At 70.4% G+C, this 19,827-nt stretch carries 18 protein-coding genes; 10 read left to right on the top strand and 8 right to left on the bottom strand.

From position 1 onward, the window contains the following. Window positions 1-12: 12 nt before the first annotated feature. The 3 genes from HF323_RS14820 to HF323_RS14830 are packed head-to-tail and all read left to right on the top strand — an operon-like array spanning window position 13 to window position 3,018. Window positions 13-1,182 (top strand): type III polyketide synthase, encoded by a 1,170-nt coding sequence (locus HF323_RS14820; protein WP_169583684.1) that lies wholly within the window; start codon window positions 13-15, stop codon window positions 1,180-1,182. Beyond that, a complete protein-coding gene (locus tag HF323_RS14825) occupies window positions 1,179-1,883 on the top strand; it encodes a methyltransferase domain-containing protein (protein ID WP_169583686.1) in 705 nt (234 codons plus the stop codon). The genes HF323_RS14820 and HF323_RS14825 overlap by 4 nt, the downstream gene beginning before the upstream one ends. Beyond that, the gene (locus HF323_RS14830) at window positions 1,876-3,018 is read left to right on the top strand and encodes an NAD(P)/FAD-dependent oxidoreductase (RefSeq protein ID WP_169583688.1); all 1,143 of its coding nucleotides are present in this window, start codon (window positions 1,876-1,878) and stop codon (window positions 3,016-3,018) included. The genes HF323_RS14825 and HF323_RS14830 overlap by 8 nt, the downstream gene beginning before the upstream one ends. Window positions 3,019-3,025: 7 nt before the next feature. On the opposite strand, the gene HF323_RS14835 is transcribed toward HF323_RS14830, so the two are convergent. Both HF323_RS14835 and HF323_RS14840 read right to left on the bottom strand, forming a co-directional pair. Continuing rightward, window positions 3,026-3,868, bottom strand: coding sequence for a UbiA family prenyltransferase (locus HF323_RS14835; protein WP_169583689.1), 843 nt, complete (start codon window positions 3,866-3,868; stop codon window positions 3,026-3,028). Window positions 3,869-3,939: 71 nt separating this feature from the next. Next, window positions 3,940-6,150 (bottom strand): AAA family ATPase, encoded by a 2,211-nt coding sequence (locus tag HF323_RS14840; protein WP_169583690.1) that lies wholly within the window; start codon window positions 6,148-6,150, stop codon window positions 3,940-3,942. A gap of 157 nt (window positions 6,151-6,307) precedes the next feature. Between HF323_RS14840 and HF323_RS14845 the strand changes: the two genes are divergently transcribed. Continuing rightward, window positions 6,308-6,520 carry a dodecin family protein gene (locus HF323_RS14845; protein WP_169583691.1) on the top strand — a complete coding sequence of 71 codons (213 nt, stop codon included), beginning with the start codon at window positions 6,308-6,310 and terminating at the stop codon, window positions 6,518-6,520. 1 nt (window position 6,521) lies between these two features. Here HF323_RS14845 and HF323_RS14850 read toward each other — a convergent pair whose 3' ends face one another. The 4 genes from HF323_RS14850 to HF323_RS14865 all read right to left on the bottom strand — a co-directional run bounded on the left by HF323_RS14850 (window position 6,522) and on the right by HF323_RS14865 (window position 12,243). Then, window positions 6,522-8,195: a SulP family inorganic anion transporter gene (locus HF323_RS14850; RefSeq protein WP_169583692.1), complete on the bottom strand. Its 1,674-nt coding sequence runs from the start codon at window positions 8,193-8,195 to the stop codon at window positions 6,522-6,524. A gap of 51 nt (window positions 8,196-8,246) precedes the next feature. Beyond that, window positions 8,247-9,266 carry a helix-turn-helix domain-containing protein gene (locus HF323_RS14855; protein WP_169583693.1) on the bottom strand — a complete coding sequence of 340 codons (1,020 nt, stop codon included), beginning with the start codon at window positions 9,264-9,266 and terminating at the stop codon, window positions 8,247-8,249. 505 nt (window positions 9,267-9,771) lie between these two features. Beyond that, the gene (locus tag HF323_RS14860) at window positions 9,772-11,007 is read right to left on the bottom strand and encodes a glycosyltransferase (protein ID WP_169583694.1); all 1,236 of its coding nucleotides are present in this window, start codon (window positions 11,005-11,007) and stop codon (window positions 9,772-9,774) included. A gap of 6 nt (window positions 11,008-11,013) precedes the next feature. Then, window positions 11,014-12,243, bottom strand: coding sequence for a glycosyltransferase (locus HF323_RS14865; protein ID WP_317451098.1), 1,230 nt, complete (start codon window positions 12,241-12,243; stop codon window positions 11,014-11,016). A 112-nt stretch (window positions 12,244-12,355) separates the two neighbouring features. Between HF323_RS14865 and HF323_RS14870 the strand changes: the two genes are divergently transcribed. The 3 genes from HF323_RS14870 (at window position 12,356) to cls (ending at window position 14,757) form a co-directional block, all read left to right on the top strand. Beyond that, window positions 12,356-12,955, top strand: a complete 600-nt coding sequence (locus HF323_RS14870; RefSeq protein ID WP_169583696.1) for a hypothetical protein — start codon at window positions 12,356-12,358, stop codon at window positions 12,953-12,955. 101 nt (window positions 12,956-13,056) lie between these two features. After that, window positions 13,057-13,269 carry a hypothetical protein gene (locus HF323_RS14875; protein ID WP_169583697.1) on the top strand — a complete coding sequence of 71 codons (213 nt, stop codon included), beginning with the start codon at window positions 13,057-13,059 and terminating at the stop codon, window positions 13,267-13,269. A 12-nt stretch (window positions 13,270-13,281) separates the two neighbouring features. Then, the gene (cls, locus tag HF323_RS14880) at window positions 13,282-14,757 is read left to right on the top strand and encodes a cardiolipin synthase (protein WP_169583698.1); all 1,476 of its coding nucleotides are present in this window, start codon (window positions 13,282-13,284) and stop codon (window positions 14,755-14,757) included. A gap of 6 nt (window positions 14,758-14,763) precedes the next feature. Here the strand turns inward: cls and HF323_RS14885 are convergent, their stop codons facing one another. Both HF323_RS14885 and HF323_RS15780 read right to left on the bottom strand, forming a co-directional pair. Continuing rightward, window positions 14,764-15,924, bottom strand: coding sequence for an AI-2E family transporter (locus HF323_RS14885; RefSeq protein WP_169583699.1), 1,161 nt, complete (start codon window positions 15,922-15,924; stop codon window positions 14,764-14,766). Window positions 15,925-15,959: 35 nt separating this feature from the next. Next, window positions 15,960-18,542 carry a LuxR C-terminal-related transcriptional regulator gene (locus HF323_RS15780; protein WP_169583700.1) on the bottom strand — a complete coding sequence of 861 codons (2,583 nt, stop codon included), beginning with the start codon at window positions 18,540-18,542 and terminating at the stop codon, window positions 15,960-15,962. Between the two features lie 139 nt (window positions 18,543-18,681). On the opposite strand from HF323_RS15780, the gene HF323_RS14895 reads away from it, so the two are divergent. The 3 genes from HF323_RS14895 (at window position 18,682) to HF323_RS14905 (ending at window position 19,824) form a co-directional block, all read left to right on the top strand. After that, complete coding sequence (locus HF323_RS14895; RefSeq protein WP_169583701.1) at window positions 18,682-18,906, top strand: hypothetical protein; 225 nt, start codon at window positions 18,682-18,684, stop codon at window positions 18,904-18,906. A 96-nt stretch (window positions 18,907-19,002) separates the two neighbouring features. Next, window positions 19,003-19,383, top strand: coding sequence for an SHOCT domain-containing protein (locus HF323_RS14900; protein ID WP_169583702.1), 381 nt, complete (start codon window positions 19,003-19,005; stop codon window positions 19,381-19,383). A gap of 21 nt (window positions 19,384-19,404) precedes the next feature. Next, window positions 19,405-19,824 (top strand): DUF6325 family protein, encoded by a 420-nt coding sequence (locus HF323_RS14905; protein ID WP_169583703.1) that lies wholly within the window; start codon window positions 19,405-19,407, stop codon window positions 19,822-19,824. Window positions 19,825-19,827: the final 3 nt, after the last annotated feature.

Below are 19,827 nucleotides of genomic sequence, written 5' to 3' on the forward strand. Positions count from 1 at the left end.
TTGAGTGTGTGCATGAGCGCGCGCATCGTGTCGATCGGTACGGCCGTCCCGCCCACCTGCGTGCCGCAGGATCGCGCGCGCGAGATCTTCGCCGGTCAGCCCGGCGTCGACCGGCTCACGCAGCGCCTCATCCACGCCGCCTTCGACGCATCGGCGATCGAGCGACGACACACCGTCCTCGGCGAATTCGGCGACGAGTTCTCGCCTCGCGAGGTCATCCCGCCGGGGCGCCCCCGCTTCGCGGACGACGAGGGGCGGATGCTGCAGCCCACGACCGGGCCGCGAAATGATCTCTACACGGCCGTCGCGCCGGATCTGTACGCCCGCGCGGCGAGGGCGGCGTTGACGGATGCCTCGCTCGACGCGTCCGCGATCACCCACGTCGTCACCGTCTCGTGCACGGGGTTCTTCGCCCCGGGCCCCGACTACCGGCTCGTGCGGGACCTGGGCCTGGATCCCTCCGTGGAGCGGTACCACCTCGGATTCATCGGCTGCGCTGCCGCGATGCCGGGCCTTCGCCTGGCGGCCCGCATCGCCGCCGCGCAGCCCGACGCCGTCGTGCTGGTGGTGTGCGTGGAGCTGTGCACGCTGCACATCCGCCCGTCGCCGGACCCGCAGCAGATCGTGGCGGCGTCCGTCTTCGCTGACGGGGGCGCCGCGGCGATCGTGACCGCCGACCCCGACGTCGGCCGGCCGGGCGGACTCGAGCTCGAACGCTTCGCGACCACGCTCACGAGCGAGGGCGAGAAGGACATGGTGTGGACGATCGGCGATCACGGGTTCGAGATGATCCTGTCGGCCGAGGTGCCCCGCATCATCGGCCGCGAGATCCGCGGCGCGGTCGACGGCTTCCTCGCCGGAGACGCGCCCGACGCGTGGGCGGTGCACCCGGGCGGACGCAGCGTGCTCGATCGCGTCGAGAGCGGACTCGACCTCGACCCCGCGATGCTCGAGACCTCACGCGGAGTCCTCCGCGACTTCGGCAACATGTCGAGCGCGACGGTGCTGTTCATCCTCCGCCGGCTGCTGCTCGACGACGCCGTCGCCGACGGCGCGCGCGTGGCCGGTCTCGCCTTCGGGCCGGGACTCACCGTCGAGGCGGCGCTCCTCACGAAGCGGGCACCCGGTGGGCCGGACGCGGCGGAACGCGACGCCGTCGCCGCGGGCGCGACCCGGGCATGAGCCTCGCCGTCCGCGACCGAGAGCTCGTCGAGCTCATGGACGACCCCGCGTGCGATCCCGCCCGGCTCGCGGCCACGCTGCGACGGTTCGGCATCGTCAACCGGCTGTTCGCAGGGTGGGGCACCGTCTACCGCCGCCACCTCGGCCCGTATCTGACCTCACTGGGCCGCCCTGCCCGCGTGCTCGACATCGGCTCCGGAGGCGGTGATCTGCCGCTGCGGCTGGCCCGCCGCGCCGCGCGCGACGGGCTCGAGGTCGCGTGGACGGGGATCGACCCCGACCCGCGCGCGCACGCGATCGCGATCGAGCGCGGCGCTCCCGCGAACGTGACGTTCCGCGTGGCCGACGCCGACGACCTCGCGGCCGAGGGGGAGGTGTTCGACGTCGTCTTCTCCAACCATGTCCTGCACCACGCGGGGTCGAGCGCAGCCGCCTTCGCCGAGGCGTCGCGTGCGCTTTCGCGCGGCCTCGTGCTGCACGGCGACATCGACCGCAACCGGTGGGCGTACGGGCTGTACGCGGTCGGCATCACGCCGTTCGCGCCGGGGACGTTCCTGCGCACCGACGGGCTGCGATCCATTCGCCGCAGCTTCACGCACGACGAGCTGCAGCGCGAACTCGATGCGCACGCGAACGGCGCGTGGTCGGTCGGCACGCACGCGCCCTTCCGCCTCCTCGCGATGAGCCGCGGCCGTGCCTGACGTCCTGATCGTGGGGGCAGGTCCCGTCGGGCTGCTCCTCGCGGGCGAGCTCGTCTCGCGCGGCGTCGAGGTCGAGCTGCTCGAGAAGCGCCCGGCGACCGGCGCCGGGTCGCGGGCGATCGGCGTGCACGCTCCGGTCCTGCGCGCGCTCGAGGACTCCGGCACGACCGAGGCGCTGCTCGCCGATGCGACCCGCGTCGGCCGCGGTGAAGCGCGTGCCGCCGGACGTCTGCTCGGCGAGGTGCGCTTCGATCGCCTCTCGACCCGGTTCCCGTTCGTCGCGACGCTGCCTCAGGCGGCGACCGAGGCGGTGCTCTCCGCTCGGGCGCCCGACCCCCTCCGCGGAGCGACGGTGTGGAGCATCCTGCCCCGCGGCGACGCCGTGCACGTGCGCTACGGTCACGCCGGTCGCCCGGCCGAAGCGTCGGCTCCCCTCGTCGTCGTGGCGGGCGGCTCCGCCTCGCGCGACCTCGTCTTCCGCCCCGACGCGGTCCGGATGCACCAGTACCGCGACACGTACCTGATGACGGATGCCCCAGCCCCGGGCACTGCGCCGGCCGACCTCGCCGTCATCCACCTCGATCGCCGCGGCGTGCTCGAATCGTTCCCGCTCCCCGGCGGAAGGCGGCGGTACGTGGCATGGGACGCGCCCGGCGCCGATCCCGACCCCGCTGCGCGCGTCGAGCGACTCCGGACCGCTCTCGCCGAGCGCGGCGAAGCCGAGGCATCCGATTCCGTCACCGCGGCCGGCGCCTTCGGAGTGCGCCGCGTCGTGGCTCCCCGCCTGCGCAATGGTCGCATCTTCGTGATCGGGGATGCCGCGCACGAGGTCAGCCCGATCGGCGGTCAGGGGATGAACCTCGGCCTGCTCGACGCGGCGACGCTCGCGCCGCTCCTCGCCGGGTGGGTGCGCAGCGGGGTCGCCCCGCAGGCAGCACTGCAGAGGTGGGAGCAGCGGCGGCTGGCATCCGCGCGGACGGCCGCCCGACTGGCCGGTGTGAACACGTCGCTCGGCCGCTCGCTCCCGACTCTCGTCGACGGCATGCGGCGGCTGGCGGTGCGGGCGATGCTGACCCGCCCGCTCGACCGCGGGTTCGCACGGGCGTACTCGATGGGCTTGGACCGCGACGCCTGACCCGGGGTCACGCGGTCAGCGCGGACCCCGACGCCACGAGCTGCGCCGCGAGCAGCAGCGCGGCGAGCATCACGAGCCGGAAGAGGACCCGCGCGGGCGGGCGCACGAGCGCCCGCACCAGGGTCGCGACCGCCACGGCGACCACGACCCCGAAGAACAGCCAGGACACCGGTCCGACGGCGGCGAGGTCTCCCCCGGCCGCGCCGAGCAGCACTGCGACGGCGCCCGCGAGCACGGCGAGCGCCGCCAGCACCGCGGACACACGCGGTCCGAGCCGGTGTGGCAGGCCGCGAACGCCGGTGCGAGCGTCGTCGTCGAGATCGGGGAGCACGTTCGTGAGGTGCACGGCCGTGCCGAGCGCGGCGCCGGCGACCCAGGCCCACGCGGGCGCGAACGACGGCTCCGGTGCCGAGAGCGTCGCGAGCGAGGGGAAGATCCCGAAGCTCACGACGAACGGCACGAGCGAGAACGGGGTGGACTTGAGGCCGGTGTTGTACGACAGGGCCGATCCGATGAAGAGCGCGTGCGCCGCCAGCATCCGCCACCCGAGCGGCGCCGACAGCACGAGCGCGAGCACGAGGGTGACGGATGCCGCCACCCATGCCGCCGTGAGCGACACGTCCCCGCGCGCGAGCGGCTTGTCGGTTCGGCCGACCGCACGGTCGCGGTCGGCGTCGAGCGCGTCGTTCGAGATGCCGACCGACAGCTGCCCGAAGAACACCGCGAGCGCCAGGAGCGCGATCCGCCACGGCTCGAGGCCGACCGCGATCCCGAGCGTGAGCGCGAGGACGGAGACCACGAGCGTCGGTCCGGGATGGGACGATCCCCACAGGGCCCGGACGGTGCGCATCCCCCGATGCTCTCACGCGCCCGCCCGGCCGAGGGCACACCGGGGCCGGGCGGGCGAGGGTCGGCACCACGTCAGTCCTCGAGCACGGCCTCGATCACATCGTCGTCGTCCGAGGCATCCGGAACCGGCGCCGCACCGTCGCTGACGAGCGACAGACCCGACCCGTCGGCCTCGACGTCGACCCGCACGACGTCGCCGTCGTGCACCCCGCCCGCGAGGATCGCCATCGCGAGGCGGTCCTGGATCTCGGACTGGATGAGCCGGCGCAGCGGGCGCGCCCCGAACACCGGATCGTATCCGCGCTCGGCGAGCCACGAGCGAGCCTCGGGCGTCACGGCGAGGGTGAGGCGGCGGTCCTTCAGCCGGCGCTGCAGCGCGAACACGGCGAGCTCGACGATCTGGGCGAGGTCGTCCTCGGTGAGCGCCTGGAAGATCACGATGTCGTCGAGGCGGTTCACGAACTCCGGCTTGAACGCCTGGCGCACGAGGCCCTGCACCTGCTCACGCTTCTGCTCGACCGACAGCGTCGGGTCGATGAGGATGGGCGAGCCGAGGTTCGACGTCAGGATCAGGATGACGTTCTTGAAGTCGACCGTACGGCCCTGACCGTCGGTGAGCCGGCCGTCGTCCATCACCTGGAGCAGCACGTCGAAGACCTCGGGGTGGGCCTTCTCGACCTCGTCGAGGAGCACCACCGAGTACGGGCGGCGCCGCACCGCCTCCGTCAGCTGACCGCCCTGCTCGTAGCCGATGTAGCCGGGAGGGGCACCCACCAGACGCGAGACGGTGTGCTTCTCGCCGTACTCCGACATGTCGATGCGCACCATGGCGTGCTCGTCGTCGAAGAGGAACTCCGCGAGCGCCTTCGCGAGCTCGGTCTTGCCGACGCCCGTGGGCCCGAGGAACAGGAACGAGCCGGTGGGACGGTTCGGGTCGCTGATACCCGCGCGCGAGCGGCGGACCGCGTCCGACACCGCCTTGACGGCCTCCTTCTGTCCGATCAGGCGCTTGCCGAGCTCGGCTTCGAGGTGCAGCAGCTTCTCGGTCTCGCCCTGCAGCAGGCGGCCGACGGGGATGCCCGTCCACGCCGCGATGACGGCGGCGATGTCCTCGTCGGTGACCTGCTCGTTGACCATGCGGTCCTCAGGCGCGATCGCCTCGGTGCGCTCGGCTTCGGCGATCTCCTGCTGAAGCCGCTTGATCGTCTCGTACTCGAGCTTGGACGCCCGCGCGTAGTCGGCCTCGCGCAGGGCGCGGTCGCGCTGGGTGACCGCCTCGTCGTACTGCTTCTTGAGCTCGCCGACGCGGTTCAGACCCGCGCGCTCGCGCTCCCAGCGGTCTTCGAGCACCTTCAACTCGGCTTCGGCTTCGTCCATCTGCTCGCGCAGCTTCGCCCGCCGTTCCTTCGAGGCCTCGTCCTTCTCCTTCTTGAGGGCGAGGTCTTCGAGGCGCATGCGGTCGACTCGGCGGCGCAGTTGGTCGATCTCGACGGGACTCGAGTCGATCTCCATCTTGAGGCGGCTCATCGCCTCGTCGATCAGGTCGATCGCCTTGTCGGGCAACTGGCGGCTGGGGATGTACCGGTTCGACAGAGCGGCGGCCGCGACCAGCGCACTGTCGCTGATCGTGACGCCGTGGTGCGCCTCGTACCGGCCCTTCAGGCCGCGGAGGATCGCGACCGTGTCTTCGACGCTCGGCTCGCCGACGTACACCTGCTGGAAGCGACGTTCGAGCGCGGCATCCTTCTCGATGAACTCGCGGTACTCGTTGAGCGTCGTCGCCCCGATCAGCCGCAGCTCGCCCCGAGCGAGCATGGGCTTGAGCATGTTGGATGCCGCCACGGAGCCCTCGCCCCCGCCCGCGCCCATCAGGACGTGGAGTTCGTCGATGAAGGTGATGATGCGGCCGTCGGACTCGGTGATCTCCTTGAGGACGCTCTTGAGCCGCTCCTCGAACTGACCGCGGTACATCGCGCCCGCCACGAGCGCGGAGATGTCGAGCGTGACGAGCTCCTTGTCCTTGAGCGACTCGGCCACGTCTCCGGCGACGATGCGCTGCGCGAGACCTTCGACCACGGCGGTCTTGCCCACGCCGGGCTCGCCGATCAGCACGGGATTGTTCTTCGTGCGACGGGTCAGCACCTGGCTGACGCGCCGGATCTCGCTGTCACGCCCGATCACCGGGTCGAGCTTGCCTTGGCGCGCGCGGTCGGTGAGGTTGATCCCGAACTGCTCGAGTGCGCTGCGTGCGTCCTCCTGACCGGGGTTCTGCGTGGCGTTCATGTGTCTCCTGAGGTGGGCTCGCGGAACAAAGTTGAGTCGCGATGGCTCAAGTTTAACAGCAGGGCGGATGCCTCGGCAATCCGTCTTGCTCGGCAAGGGGTTGATTCGCCGGGCAGGCGGGAGAACTGTGGAGCACACACGAACAGAGGAGTTCATCATGAGCAGCACGACGGTCGCACGCGTCACGACGATCACCGCCCGGTCACCCGAGAGCTTCGACGCGGCGATCCGCGAAGGCATCGCGCGGTCGCACGCGACGCTGCGCAACGTCAGCGGAGCCTGGGTCAAGGAGCAGAAGGTCGAGTGCGACGACGGCACGATCACGTCGTACCAGGTGGTGCTCGAGGTGACGTTCGTCCTCGACGACTGACCTACGGCCGGCCGGTCCGGATCTCGTCCTCGGCCTCGGCGTACGCGCGGCGCAAGGTCTCACCGACCCATTCGGTGCCCTTGTACACGTTGCGCTCGCCGATGTCGTCGACGAGCCCGCCGGCGGCGAGCGCCTCGATCACCCGGTCCTCGGTCGCCACGACCTTCAGGCTGGACCCCGCGTCGCGCAGCAGATGCGCGTAGCGGCGCAGCACATCCACGAGCGACAGGCCGATCTGATCCGTGCCGCGCAGCCGCACGATCACGACCGCGTTGCGTGACGCGCGGCTGACCTCGGGAAGCTGCTTCTCGAAGATCGGCGCGCTCGCGAAGAAGAGACTGCCGTAGGGCTGCAGCACCAGCACCTCCCCCGCGGGCACCGTCGCGGGCGGGTCGGACTCGCGCAGGCGACCCTCCGGCTCGACGTGCACGGCGCGCACGCGCACGCGGTTGGACTGCTGGCCCACGTACAGGATGATCCCGAGGCCGACGCCCGCGAGCACGGCGAACTGCAGCGGGATGATGAGCGTCAGCCCGAAGGTGACCGCCATCACCGCTGTCTGCAGCGGCCCCGACTTCACCACCGAATACACCCGGCTGGGTTTGATCGCCCCGAAGCCGACCACTATGAGCAATCCCGCGAGCGCGGGCATGGCGACATACGCCACGAGATCGGAGGCGACGAAGACCAGGACGGCCATCACACCGGCCGCGATGAAGAGGGCCAGCCGGGTCTTCGCGCCGGACTGCACGATGATCGACGAGCCCGACATCGACCCGCCCACGGGCATCCCCTGGAAGAGACCCGACACGACGTTGCCCGCCCCCTGGCCGATGAAGTCGCGATTGGCGTTCGCAGGGCGGCCGTCGGGCGTGGGGATGCCGGCCGATACGGCCGCGCCCTGTACGAGGCCGATGAACGCGAGCGAAACCGCGGGGACGAGCAGGACCGGGATGTCGGCGACGCTCGGCAGCACCGGCGCCGGCAGTCCGCGCGGCACGTCGACGATATCGCGGAGCTGCGCGACGGGATCGCCGACCCAGAGGTTCAGCAGCACGGCGCATACCGACCCGGCCACGACCGCCACGACGAGCCCGAGGCTGCCGACACGGGTGGGTCGCAGCACCACGATCAGGAGGATCGTGATCGTGCCGACGACGACCGAGGCGATGCTCCACTGGCCGAGGTGCAGCAGCACGTCGAAGGTCTTCAGCAGCCGGTTCGCACCGCGCCCCGCGTAGCCGGTGAAGTTCGAGAACTGGCCGAGGATGATGTTCACGCCGATCGCGGTGATGAACCCCGTCATCACCGCGGTGGGCACGAAGCTCACGAGACGGCCGGCCCGGGCGATGCCGGCGACGACCATCACGATCCCGGTGAGGATGGCGAGGGTGAAGAGCGCGCGGTCAGGGTCCGGCCTGCGGGCGAGATCGGCATCCGAGACCACGAGGGCCATCGCGCTCGTGGCCTGCACCGCCATGAACGTGCTGCTCGTGAAGAGCGCCGCTCCGGCCATCCCGAAGAGGTAGGCGTACAGCCCCGCGAGCGGATTGACGCCCGCGAGGAGTCCCGCGGCGAGTCCGTCGGGGACGGCCTCCACGCCCAGCACCAGGCCGGCCGCGGCATCCTTCCCCAGCGTCTTGCGGGAGAACCACCGCCTCGGATCGATCCGCACGGTCACACCGTAGCGACGAGCGCCACCACCGGCGTCGCCCGTCGCGGGTGGTTACGCGACGGGCTCGAGAACCGCGGCAGAGGCCCGCTCGACGCCGGCCGCCTGCATCGCCTCGCTCGTGCAGCAGAAGCGCGCGCGGTAGGCGGTGGGCGTGGTGTCGAGCACGCGCGCGAAGTTCTGGCGCAGCACCGCTGCCGAGCCGAATCCGCTCTCGTACGCGATGCGGTCGAGTCCCAGGTCGGTCTTCTCGAGCAGGCGCTGGGCGTGGATGATGCGCTGTCGCGCGAGCCAGGCCGCCGGCGTCGCGCCGTAGTCGGCCTTGAAGCGCCGGGCGAAGGTGCGGGGAGACATGTGCGCCTTCGCGGCGAGCTGGTCGACGGTGAGTTCGAGCCGGAGGTTCTCGAGCATCCAGTCGGTGACCGGTGCCAGCGAGAGCGACGCGACCTCGGGCAGCGGCTTGTCGATGAACTGCGCCTGCCCGCCGTCGCGCTGCGGCGGCACGACCATGCGGCGGGCGATCTTGTTCGTGAGCTCCGCGCCGAGCTCCTGGCGCAAAAGGTGCAGGCATGCGTCGAGTCCGGCGGCGGTGCCGGCACTCGTGATGATGCGGCCGTCCTGCACGTAGAGGACGTCGGGGTCGACGTCGACCTCGGGATACATCCGCGCCATGGCGTCGGCATACATCCAGTGGGTGGTCGCCTTGCGCCCGTCCAGCACGCCCGACGCCGCCACGACGAAGGATCCGCTGCACACGCTGAGCACCCACGCGTCGCGCGCGACGGCCTTGCGGATCACATCGAGCACCCGCTCGTCGGAGGCGCTGCGCGCCCAGTACTGGCGGGGCGTGGGCGAGACGACCACGAGATCCGCCTCGTAGGCGAAGGTGAGGTCGAGGTCGACGTTGATCGTGAACCCCATCTTGGACTGCACGACGCCCGGGTCGGGAGTCACGATGCGGAAGTCGAAGTTCGGGATGCCGTCGTCGGTGCGATCGAGGCCGAACGCCTCGCACGCGACTCCGAACTCGAACGGCGCGAAGCCGTCCTGCACGATGACGGCGACCGTCTTCATGGGAACCTCCTGGCGTCGACTGCGATGGCAGTATTCGTGCGATGTGTGTCCATCCTGCCACTCGTGGCAGTCATGACGCAAGCGTAGCGTTTCTGCCATGTTCATGGTGATTCTTCTTGCAGCACTGTCCGCTGTCGCGGTCGCCTCGACGATCTCGGCACTCCGCACCGACGGCTACCGTCGCACCCCGACCGACTGGTCGCGCCTCGTCTGACCACTCGGAAGCCGCTCCTCACCCTCCCTCACCCACCTCGCCGACCGGGCCGGGCGGGTTTGGGGCGGCGCCGGTGGTTCGGGGCGCACAAGAGGCCGCCCCGAACGCCGGAACCCGCCCCAACCCCGCGAGGGTCACCGGGAGGGGACGGATGCCCCGGCCGGTCGGGCCGGGCGGGTTTGGGGCGGCGCCGGTGATTCGGGGCGCACAAGAGGCCGCCCCGAACGCCGGAACCCGCCCCAACCCCGCGAGGGTCACGGGGAAGGGACGGATGCCCCGGCCGGTCGGGCGTCAGGAACCGGCGACCCGGCGGTAGAGGTCGATCATCGCGGCGGTACGCGACGACTGACGGAACCGCTCGCGGATGGTCGGGTCCACGGGGACCGGCCTTCCCGCCTCGATGTCGGCGGTCGCGTGCACGAGCGCTGCCGCGAGCGCGGCGGTCGAGGCATCCGGAACCCGACCGTTCCCCACGGTCCAGTACCCCGACCCGAGCTCGGCGGCGATGTCGGGATCGCTGACGACCGACGGCGTGCCGAGCGATGCCGCTTCGAACACGGTCATGCCCTGGGTCTCGAAGCCGATCGAGGTCTGCACGACGGCGTCCGCGTCCGCGATGTGACGGAGCACCTCGTCGTACGGCAGGCGACCGGCGAACCGCACCGTCGGACGATGCGGGTCGCCCACACCGGCCGCCGGGTCGAGTCCGCGCCGCGCGACCAGGTGCTGCGCCGCCCGCAACTGGCCTCCGCCGCCGATGACCTCGACGTCGGCGCTCACGCCGGAGTCGGCCACCGCCTCGAGGAACGGCAGGAGCCGCTTCTCGGGGCTCATGCGCCCCAGCCACACCAACCTCGGCCGGCCGGGGCGACGCCCGGCCGCCGCCCCGATGAGCGCTGCGTCGAGCAGCTCGTCGTCGATGCCGTTCCACGACACCTCGACGCGCGCGTGCACGCCGTGATCCTCGAGCCGCTGCGCGAAGTGCGCCGAGGGAGCCGTCACCGCCGCCGCCCCTTCGGCGAGCCCGGCGAGGTACGCCCAGCCGTCCGCACCGCGGGCACGCGAGCCGATCGCGCGCCGCTGCCACGCGTTGAGCGTCCGGAGCACGAGACCGGGGAACGGCGTGACGGCGCGGATTCCGACCTCCACGCGGTTGTGCATGGTGATGACGACCGGGAGCGAGTGGCGGCGCGCACAGCGCAGGCCGATGAACGCACCCCAGAAGTCGGCCTGGACGTGCACGACGTCGACCGGCGGGCGGCCGGCGAGCGCCGCATCCACCCATCTGTCGGTCCGGCGACCGGGCCACGACATGGAGTACTCGCGGTCGAAGGCGACCGGCACCGAAGGGATGTCGAGATACGAGGCATCCGGAGCGATCGACCGCCCCCGAGGACCGTGCACCTTCGGGGAGACGATCGTCACCGTGTGGCCGGCGAGTTCGAGGAAGCGCCGCTGCAGCCGCATCGAGACCTGGGCCCCGCCGAGGGTCTCGACGTGCTGGTCGCCGAACATCACGACGTGCACGGCGGACTACTCCGGCAGGGGTTCGTCGCGGTAGAGCGCCTCGAACGTGTCGAGCGTGCGCTTCATGTCGTGCACCTTGACGCCCTCGAGCGAGGCCCGCTGCATGCGCAGCCGCTCTTCGGGAGTCTGGGTCAGCACGGTCGTCAGCTTCGCAGCGAGGTCGTCGATGTTGCCCGGCTCGAAGAGATAGCCGTTCTCGCCGTCGTGCACCAAGTGCGGCAGCGCTACGGCGTCGGCGGCGACGATCGGCAGGCCGGACGCCATCGCCTCCATCGTGGCGATCGACTGGAGCTCGGCGATGGAGGCGATCACGAACAGGCTCGCGTTCGTCAGCAGCGAGCGAAGCTCCTCGTCGGCGGTGTGCCCGTGGAAGTGCACACGATCGGCCAGGCCGAGCTCGGCCGTGAGCTCCTCGAGGTTGCGGCGCTGATCGCCCTTGCCCACGATGTCGAATCGCACGTCGAGGTCGGGGTCGAGCCGTGCGATGGCTCGCAGCACGACGTCGATCTGCTTCTCGGTCGTGAGTCGGCCGACGAAGACGAGGCGGTGGGCGTCGCGGGGGGTCAGGTCGGCGGTGTAGTGGGATGCCTCGATCCCGCAGCTCACCGGGATCACGTTGCCGATCTCGATCGTGTGCTCGAGGAACTCCGCCGCCTTGCGGGTCGGAGTGGTGACAGCCCGCGTCATGTCGAACGTGCGCTTTGCGTCTTCCCACGCGAGGCGGATCGCGTAGTCCGTCAAGGGCCGCGGCAGGACGGTGAAGTCCAGCACGTTCTCCGCCATCACATGATTGGTGGCGACCACGGGGATGCCTCGCTGGCGGGCGATGCGGGTCAGGCCACGTCCGATGACGATGTGGGACTGGATGTGCACGATGTCGGGCTGGACCTCGTCCAGCACGCGGCGGGCGTAGTACTTCGCACGGAACGGGAGCACGAACGTCAGCCAGTCGTGCGGATACCAGCGCCACGACGGGATGCGGTGCATCGTCATGGGCTGGCCTTCGATGACCTCGGTGAAGCGGCCGTGCTTGCGGTGCGTCTCACTCGGCGCCATCACGTGAACCTCGTGGCCGCGCGTGACGAGGCCGGCGGCGAGGCGCTCGGCGAAGCGCGCGGCGCCGTTGACGTGCGGCAGGAAGGTGTCGGCCCCGATGAGGATCTTCAGAGGCGGCTTCGCACCGGCGGCAGGGTGCGCTTCGGCGGAACGATCGTCGGGCGTCGCGGACTCGGTCACGGGGTCAGGGGCCTGTCTGTGCGGCGGGGCGCGGCGGAAGGGGGGAGGGGGTGGGGAACCGCGCGCCTCCACTGTACCCGAGGCCCCTCCACGCTCCCCGTACGCTGGAGGCATGCCCCGACTTCAGGCGGATGCCGACCCCCTGCTGTGGGTGCCGGTGACCGAGTCCTTCGGATTCAGAGGCCGCAGGCACCGCAAGGCGGCGATCCGGATGCTCCTGTCGCAGGCCGGTGGTGCGACCGGCGCCGACCGCCCCGGCACCGGCGTCGCCGCGTGGGCGATGAGCCAGGCGGCCCCCCTTCTCATGCGCAAGGCCGCGGGTCGCGTGCTCGTCTGGGTGTGGAAGGCCGACGCCGAACTCGTCGTCGTGATGGCGCAGGTTCAGCAGGCGACGGCGCAGCTGCGCACCGCCCGCGCCATGATGCCGATGGAGTACGACGACACCGAGGACTTCCGCAGCGCACACCTCGGCATGGGCGAGAAGCTCGAGATGTCGCTGCCGGCCGATCCGCGCACCCCGCCCTTCGCCACCTACACATGGGATACCGGGACCCACTTCGTCACGGTGACCGCCGTCTGCTCCGACCGGGAGCGCTTCGGAACGATCGTCGGCGCGGTGGACGACCTGGCGCGCACGATCCGCCTCGTCGAGGACCTCGAGGTCGGCGAGTCTCCGACCGTGCTGCGCATCGATCCGGGCGGCCCGTACTGAACGGTCCGTGAACGGAATCATCCCTGCCGGGTGACGAGAGCGCCATCGACTCTGCCCCACGCTTGCAGAGTCTGATCCCCCGGGCCATGGAAGGGCGGGCCATGTCGGCGCACCTCGTCGAAATCGTCATCACCGGTCATCTCGGACGCTCCCTCACGGCAGCGCTCGACGCCTACGACGTGCGCACCCGCGAGGACGGAACCACCAGCATCACCGGACTGCTCGAGGATCAGTCAGAGTTGCGCGCGCTTCTCGGAGTGCTCGACGACCTCCACATCGAGGTCGTCTCGGTCAACCGGGTCGCCCCGGCCTGAGAAGAGGAGCGCATGCGCACCATCATCGACGCGGGCACGCTGTGGCCGCTGGTTCTGATCGTCGTCCTGGTCATCGACATCCTCGCGCTGATCGTCATCCCGCGGGGCCGCAAACCCACCGCGGCGATGGCGTGGCTGCTGCTCATCTTCCTCCTTCCGTTCGTCGGCATCCTCATGTTCCTGCTGATCGGGAGCTTCCGGCTGCCTCGCAGGCGACGCGACGAGCAGGCCCGTATCGACGACATCATCCGGGCCAACGTTCGCGAGAACCGTCTCGAGACGCGGGGCCCGGACTGGCCACGGTGGTTTCAGCGCGTCGTCCAGCAGAACGAGAACCTCACGGCGCTTCCCGCGGCGGAGGGGAACGAGGCGACGCTCTATCCCCACTACCAGGAGTCCATCGACGCGATGGCCCGCGAGATCGACACCGCCGAGCGCTTCGTGCACGTGGAGTTCTTCATCGTGGCCTGGGACGACACCACCCGCGGCTTCTTCGCGGCGATGGAACGCGCCGTCGCGCGCGGGGTGACCGTGCGACTGCTCGCCGACTACGTGGCGACCCGGCGCCTCGGCAACTGCAAGGCGACGCTCGCCGAGCTCGATCGCATCGGGGTGAGGTGGGCATGGATGCTGCCGGTCATGCCGTTCCGGGGCAAGTATCAGCGACCCGATCTGCGCAACCACCGCAAGATCGTCGTGGTCGACGGCCGGGTCGGCTTCATGGGATCGCAGAACCTCATCGACCGCACCTACGACTCCCCCAGGAACATCAAGCGCGGCCTCAAGTGGCAGGAGCTCATGACCCGGCTCACCGGACCGGTGGTCGCCAGCGTCAACGCGGTGTTCCTCTCGGATTGGCTCATCGAGACGGGTGAGGACCTCACGGCGACCGAGCACGTCCCGGTCTACGGCCTGGAGGCATCCTCGTCGGCGGATGCGCTGCTGTGCCAGGTCGTGCCGAGCGGCCCGGGCTACGAGACCGAGAACAACCTGCGGCTGTTCCTCTCGCTCATCTACGGCGCCACCGAGAAGGTCATTCTCACGAGCCCGTACTTCGTTCCCGACGAGGCGATGGTCTACGCGATCACGACGGCCTGCCAGCGCGGGCTCGAGGTGCAGCTGTTCGTGTCGGAGATCGGCGATCAGGGTCTCGTCTACCACGCCCAGCGGTCGTACTACACGCCCCTGCTCGAGGCCGGCGTGCGGATCTTCCTCTACCCCGCGCCGTACATCCTCCACTCGAAGCACTTCTCGATCGACGACGACATCGCCGTGATCGGCTCCAGCAACATGGACATCCGCTCGTTCAGCCTGAACATGGAGGTCTCGCTGCTCGTGCGCGGCGAATCGTTCGTCACCGAGATGCGCAAGGTCGAGCAGGCCTACCGCGACGCCGGACGCGAGCTCACGCTCGACGAGTGGCGCAACCAGCCCGGCAAGGCGACCTTCCTCGACGGCCTGGCCCGGCTGACGTCGGCTCTGAACTGACCGGGATCAGACCTTCAGGTCCTGCTTCGGCACGACGACCTCGCGGATGATCAGCAGGATCGACGCCATCACGGGCAGGGCCACCAGGACGCCGATGACTCCCATCAGCGCCCCACCCACCATCGCGCCGATGAGCACGAGCGCGGCGGGGATCGCGATCGCCTTGTTCATGACGCGCGGGCTGATGACGTACGACTCCAATTGGATGTAGATCAGATAGCAGACGGCGAAGATGAGCGCCTGCGTGGGGCTCGAGAACAGCGCAACGCCGGTGCCGATCACGAGGAAGATCACCGAGCCGAACAGGGGGATCAGCGTGATCACGAACGCGACGACGGCCATGAGGGCGGGAAACGGCAGCCCGATCACGAGGTGCAGGACGAACACGGCGGCGGCGTTGAGAGACGAGAGGGTGACCGAGCCGATGAGCGCCCCGCCGACGGAGGCCGTGATCCGCTCGGTGAGGTCTTCCAGGCGCGCGCGGTTGCGTGCGGGCGCGAGCGCGTAGAACGCCTTCTTCATCGCCGAGAGCGACGCGAGGAAGTAAAGGGTGAGGGCGACGACGATGAAGGATGCCGAGATGCCGCCGACGAAAGCCACGCCGACCGCGAGCACGCCGCCCCCGAGCGCCGCGAGGGTCGACGGGCTGGCGACCCAGCTCGCGAATTCATCCAGCGCGGCCAGCATGGCCGCCTGGGTGTCGCGGTCGAGTGCCGCGAACCAGTCGGTGTCGGGGATGCCGGCCACCGTCTCGGGGATCGCCGCCACGAACTCCGCGATCTGCGCGATGACCGGCGGGAGCACCCAGATGAGGAACGCCGCGAACAGCAGGGCGAAGGCACCGAACACGATCGCGATCGCGGCGCCCCGCTTGACGCGATGCCGCTCGAGCAGCCGCACGATCGGGTCGAGTCCGACCGCGAGGAACATGGCGAGGACGATGTAGACGAGGATCGTCGAGATCGACGCGAGGGCGCTGCCCAGAACGAGCGCTCCGAGCACCCCGATGGTGGTGATGAAGCCGACGGCGAGGGGACGGTCGAGTGCGGCGAGAACCCCGGTGAAGCGACGCGGCCGTTCCGAGAGCAGGGCGTCTGGCGGCGGGGAACCGTCGCCGGGGGTGTCTTCCGGCGTCCGGTCGGGCTCGCGCGCAGCGGTGGCGTCCATGGGCACATCCTCCGGTGCACCCGGACCGCTCGTCGTCATCCCACGCGGGCGATCTCACGAGCGTCGAGCAGGCCGAGTTCCACGGCCCGCTCGATCGCGGCATCCCGGCCCGAGACTCCGAGCTTGCGATAGATGTGCCCGAGGTGGGTCTTGATCGTGTTCGTCGAGACGAAGCATCGTGCCGCGATATCGGCGATCGTGAGACGGCTGGGCAGGAAGGTGAGCAGCTCGAGCTCGCGCGGCGTCAGTTCGTCGACGAGCGACTTGCCGCCGGAGTTCGCGACGGCCCGGCACCGCGCGATCACCGCGCGCACGAAGTCACTGCGGACGGCGAGCTCCTCGAGCAATTCGGCGACGGCCGGACCGACGCGCACGAAGGGATCCACGAGCCACTCCGACTCGGCGAGGGTGAGCGCCGCGAGGAGCCGCTCCTTCGCCTGCGGGCGGCGCCCTTCAGACGCGAGCGTCCACGCCTGCAGCAGATCGAACTCGACGGTCGGCAGCGGAGCGTCCTGGTCGGGTTCGAAGCGCAGCTGCGCCAGCCGCGCATGCGCGGCGGACGCATGCCCGTCTGCGAGAAGCCCTGCCACTTCTTCGAAGGCCACGACGTTCCAGGCCTGCGCCGGAGCCGAGGGCGCGATCGGTGAGCCCTGCGTCCGCGCGCGTCGCATCGACACCGCGGCGAGAGCACGGCGCACGAGCGGCGGCGGCGGTCCGGGCGGCTCCGCGGCGGCGAGCTGCTCGTCGCCCGGGTCCACCAGGAGCGCCGCCGCATGCGCCACCCACATGAGCTGGGTCCGCTGGTTCGACGCCGCCCGGATGCCGCCCTCGGCGAGCGCGAGCGCGCCGACGTCGGGCTCGCCGCGTTGAATCGCGACGATCGCACGGGCCAGGTACGCGTCGCCCGGCGCCGGGTGGGCCAGGAGTCGGAACTCCCGCGCGGTGGCGAGCGCCTCGTCGGCCTGCTCGGCGGCTTCCACCAGATTGCCGCTGATCGCGTTGACGAGCGCCAGGCTGCCGAGCAGATGGATGCGGTAGGGAGCGTAGGCGAAGCCGGGCAGAGCCAGCGCGGCGACGAGCTCGCGACGCGCCGAGGCGAGATTGCCGAGGAACAGGTGCGCGCGGCCCAGCGACCCTTGGCTCAGGTACTGCAGAAGCGGTCGCGTCGTCAGCCCGAGCAGGTCGGGCAGCTCGGCGCCGGGCTGCGCCTCCAGAAGCGCCAGCGACTCCCGCGCCGCGTCGACGAAGAGCTCGGCGTGCGGGTGGAACTGGACGGCCGCCGCCAGGTACGCGAGGGCGACCTGGCGTTGGCCGACGGTGAGTCGCTCGTCCGTCAGCAGCTCGCGCAGGAGCTCCACGGCCACGAGCCCGCGCCCGTTCATCCCCTCGGCCATCGCGAAGAGCAGCTGTGCATCGGGATGCTCGGCTCGCACATCGGCGGGCACGCGGCGAAGCCACCCGGCCACGGTCGCGGTGCGGACGTCCTCGAAGACGTTGCGTCCGGTCGAGAGCACCCGCTCGATCACGCGCTCCCAGCGGCGGGCGCGAAGCAGGTACTCCACAGCGGTCTCGGGGTCGCCCTCGGCGAGGTACCAGTCGGCGGCGATCTCCTGCAGCCGGGACTCGGCCCGCCCGTCCTGCGCCCGCAGACGATAGAGGAGCAGATCGCGGAAGAGACGGTGGAACCTCACCCAGCCCGTGCGCCCGGCGATCGGCACGACGAACATCGAGTCACGCTCGAGGTCGGCCAGGAATTCGCCGCCGTCGACGTCCGTGAGCGCCTCGACGAGCCCGGGAGACACCTCGTCGACCGTCGCGATCCGCATCAGCGCGTCCCGACGCGGGGGCTCGAGGGCATCCAGGACCTCCTCGCTGAGGTAGTCGACGACGAGCCGGTCGGTGTCGGCGAGCGCGTCGACGACCCGCTCCGGGTTCTCGGAGAACCGCAGGCTGAGCGCCGTCAGCTGCACGCCCACGGCCCACCCCTCGGTACGCGCGGTGACCGCGGCGACGGCCTCGTCGGTGACCGGCTTGCCCGCGATGCGTGCGATCACGTGCGCGGTCGTGGCGTCGTCGAAGGCGAGTTGGCGCTGCCGGATCTCGACGAGGCCGTGCTCGAGCCGATGCCGGCTCCAGCCCAGCTGCAGATCGACCCGCGAAGAGAACACGGCGTGGGCGTTCGACGGCAGCAGATCGACCATTCGCCACAGGTCCGCGAGGATGGCGCTGCCCGCGATCCGGTCGAGGTCGTCGAACACCATCACGACCTCGCCGACGTCGGCCAGAGCACCGGTGAAGTCCTCGAGGAATGCTTCTCCGAGGCGGTCTCCGGATGCCTCGACCGGCGCAGCAGGGGGAGCGAGTTCGGGCACCACCGCCTGGACTCCGGCGACGAGCCGACGCGCGAAGGACACGGGCGCGTCGTCGGCAGCGGTCACGTCGAACCACGCGACGGCGATGTCCGGACGCGAGTGCACCCACTGCGACAGCAGTACGGTCTTGCCCGCCCCGGCAGGCGCGACGAGCAACGACAGCGGTGATCGCACACCGGCATCGAGTTGTCGCCTCAGCGCCGGTCTGTCGACGGCGTGGGGCGGGATCCGACGTTGTTCAGTCACGCTGCCTCCCTGGCGAGTGGGTGCGTGCGCCCGCTGAATCATCCCACAGGGGTGACGTCGGCGCGAGGCGCACGGCCGCACAATGACACGCAACGACGACCGGTGACACCGAATGTCCCGACCACCGCCAGGAGGACCCATGAGCAGAGCTCAGGTCGTGGAGATCGTCGTTCGAGGAACGCTGGGACCCGAACTCGTCGCGGCGCTCCACGGATTCGACGTGCTTCCCGCACCCGACGGATGCTCGCGAGTCGTCGGCACGATCCCCGATCAGACCCGTCTCATGGGTCTGCTCAGCATGCTCGACGAGCTCCACGTCGAGGTCGTCTCGGTGAACCCGGCGACGGTCGGCGAGGACACCTGATTCTCACCCTCAGAGGGTGACGTAGCGATTCGGGCTGGATCGTAGCTTTCGAGTGTGACGAGCGCTCGGCCCGTCCACCGACGATTGGCAAGTCAAATGGATCTGTGGAGCTTGATCGCCTGGTTCTTCTGGGTGTTCGTGTTCGTGGCGTACCTGATGGTGCTGTTCTCCATCATCGGCGACATCTTCCGCGACCACACCCTCAACGGCTGGGGCAAGGCGCTCTGGATCATCTTCCTGATCTTCGTGCCCTTCCTGACCGCCCTGATCTACCTGATCGCCCGCGGTCCGGGCATGACGAAGCGGTCGATCGAGCAGGCGCAGGAGGTCCGTGCCCAGCAGGACGCCTACATCCGGGCGACCGCCGGCGGATCCAGCGCCACCGACGACATCGCCAAGGCGAAGACGCTCCTCGACTCCGGCGCCATCACGCAGGCGGAGTTCGACTCCCTCAAGGCCAAGGCCCTCGCCGGCTGATCGAGAAAGAAGGATGACGACATGACGACCTTCGACTACGGACCGATCGAGTTCTATGCGATCGCGTTCGACGGCGACAAGCCCGGTCCCGGCGTGCTCCAGGCGATCGACGACCTCGTGGCGGCCGGCACGGTGAACGTGCTCGACCTGGTGTACGCCACCCGTTCGCCGGAGGGGGAGCTCACGGTGGTCGAGCTCTCCGACACCACCGACGACGGGGGTGTGCCGGCCCTCGATCTGGCCGGGCTCGCCGGCCTCGAGGACATCGAGGCCCTCGCGGCCGAGGTGCCTCCCGGCGCCTCGGCGGCGATCCTCGTCGTCGAGCTGCTCTGGGCCAAGGCGTTCGCCGGCGCCCTGTTCGATGCCGGCGGGGCCGTGATCGCCCGCGAGACGATTCCGGCACCGATCGTCAACGCATTCCTCGCAGAGCACGTCGAGTAAGGA

The organism is Microbacterium sp. MF43 (assembly GCF_012847295.1).
Lineage (GTDB): Bacteria > Actinomycetota > Actinomycetes > Actinomycetales > Microbacteriaceae > Microbacterium.

What these genes read in the sequence shown, in the direction of transcription:
- HF323_RS14855 (WP_169583693.1), bottom strand. Translation starts at nt 9,266, where the DNA reads ATGAAGACGGTCGCCGTCATCGTGCAGGACGGCTTCGCGCCGTTCGAG.
- HF323_RS14835 (WP_169583689.1), bottom strand. Translation starts at nt 3,868, where the DNA reads ATGCGCACCGTCCGGGCCCTGTGGGGATCGTCCCATCCCGGACCGACG.
- HF323_RS14900 (WP_169583702.1), top strand. Translation starts at nt 19,003, where the DNA reads ATGGATCTGTGGAGCTTGATCGCCTGGTTCTTCTGGGTGTTCGTGTTC.
- HF323_RS14820 (WP_169583684.1), top strand. Translation starts at nt 13, where the DNA reads ATGAGCGCGCGCATCGTGTCGATCGGTACGGCCGTCCCGCCCACCTGC.
- HF323_RS14825 (WP_169583686.1), top strand. Translation starts at nt 1,179, where the DNA reads ATGAGCCTCGCCGTCCGCGACCGAGAGCTCGTCGAGCTCATGGACGAC.
- HF323_RS14845 (WP_169583691.1), top strand. Translation starts at nt 6,308, where the DNA reads ATGAGCAGCACGACGGTCGCACGCGTCACGACGATCACCGCCCGGTCA.
- HF323_RS14905 (WP_169583703.1), top strand. Translation starts at nt 19,405, where the DNA reads ATGACGACCTTCGACTACGGACCGATCGAGTTCTATGCGATCGCGTTC.
- HF323_RS14840 (WP_169583690.1), bottom strand. Translation starts at nt 6,150, where the DNA reads ATGAACGCCACGCAGAACCCCGGTCAGGAGGACGCACGCAGCGCACTC.
- HF323_RS14895 (WP_169583701.1), top strand. Translation starts at nt 18,682, where the DNA reads ATGAGCAGAGCTCAGGTCGTGGAGATCGTCGTTCGAGGAACGCTGGGA.
- HF323_RS14870 (WP_169583696.1), top strand. Translation starts at nt 12,356, where the DNA reads ATGCCCCGACTTCAGGCGGATGCCGACCCCCTGCTGTGGGTGCCGGTG.
- HF323_RS14875 (WP_169583697.1), top strand. Translation starts at nt 13,057, where the DNA reads ATGTCGGCGCACCTCGTCGAAATCGTCATCACCGGTCATCTCGGACGC.
- cls (WP_169583698.1), top strand. Translation starts at nt 13,282, where the DNA reads ATGCGCACCATCATCGACGCGGGCACGCTGTGGCCGCTGGTTCTGATC.
- HF323_RS14885 (WP_169583699.1), bottom strand. Translation starts at nt 15,924, where the DNA reads ATGGACGCCACCGCTGCGCGCGAGCCCGACCGGACGCCGGAAGACACC.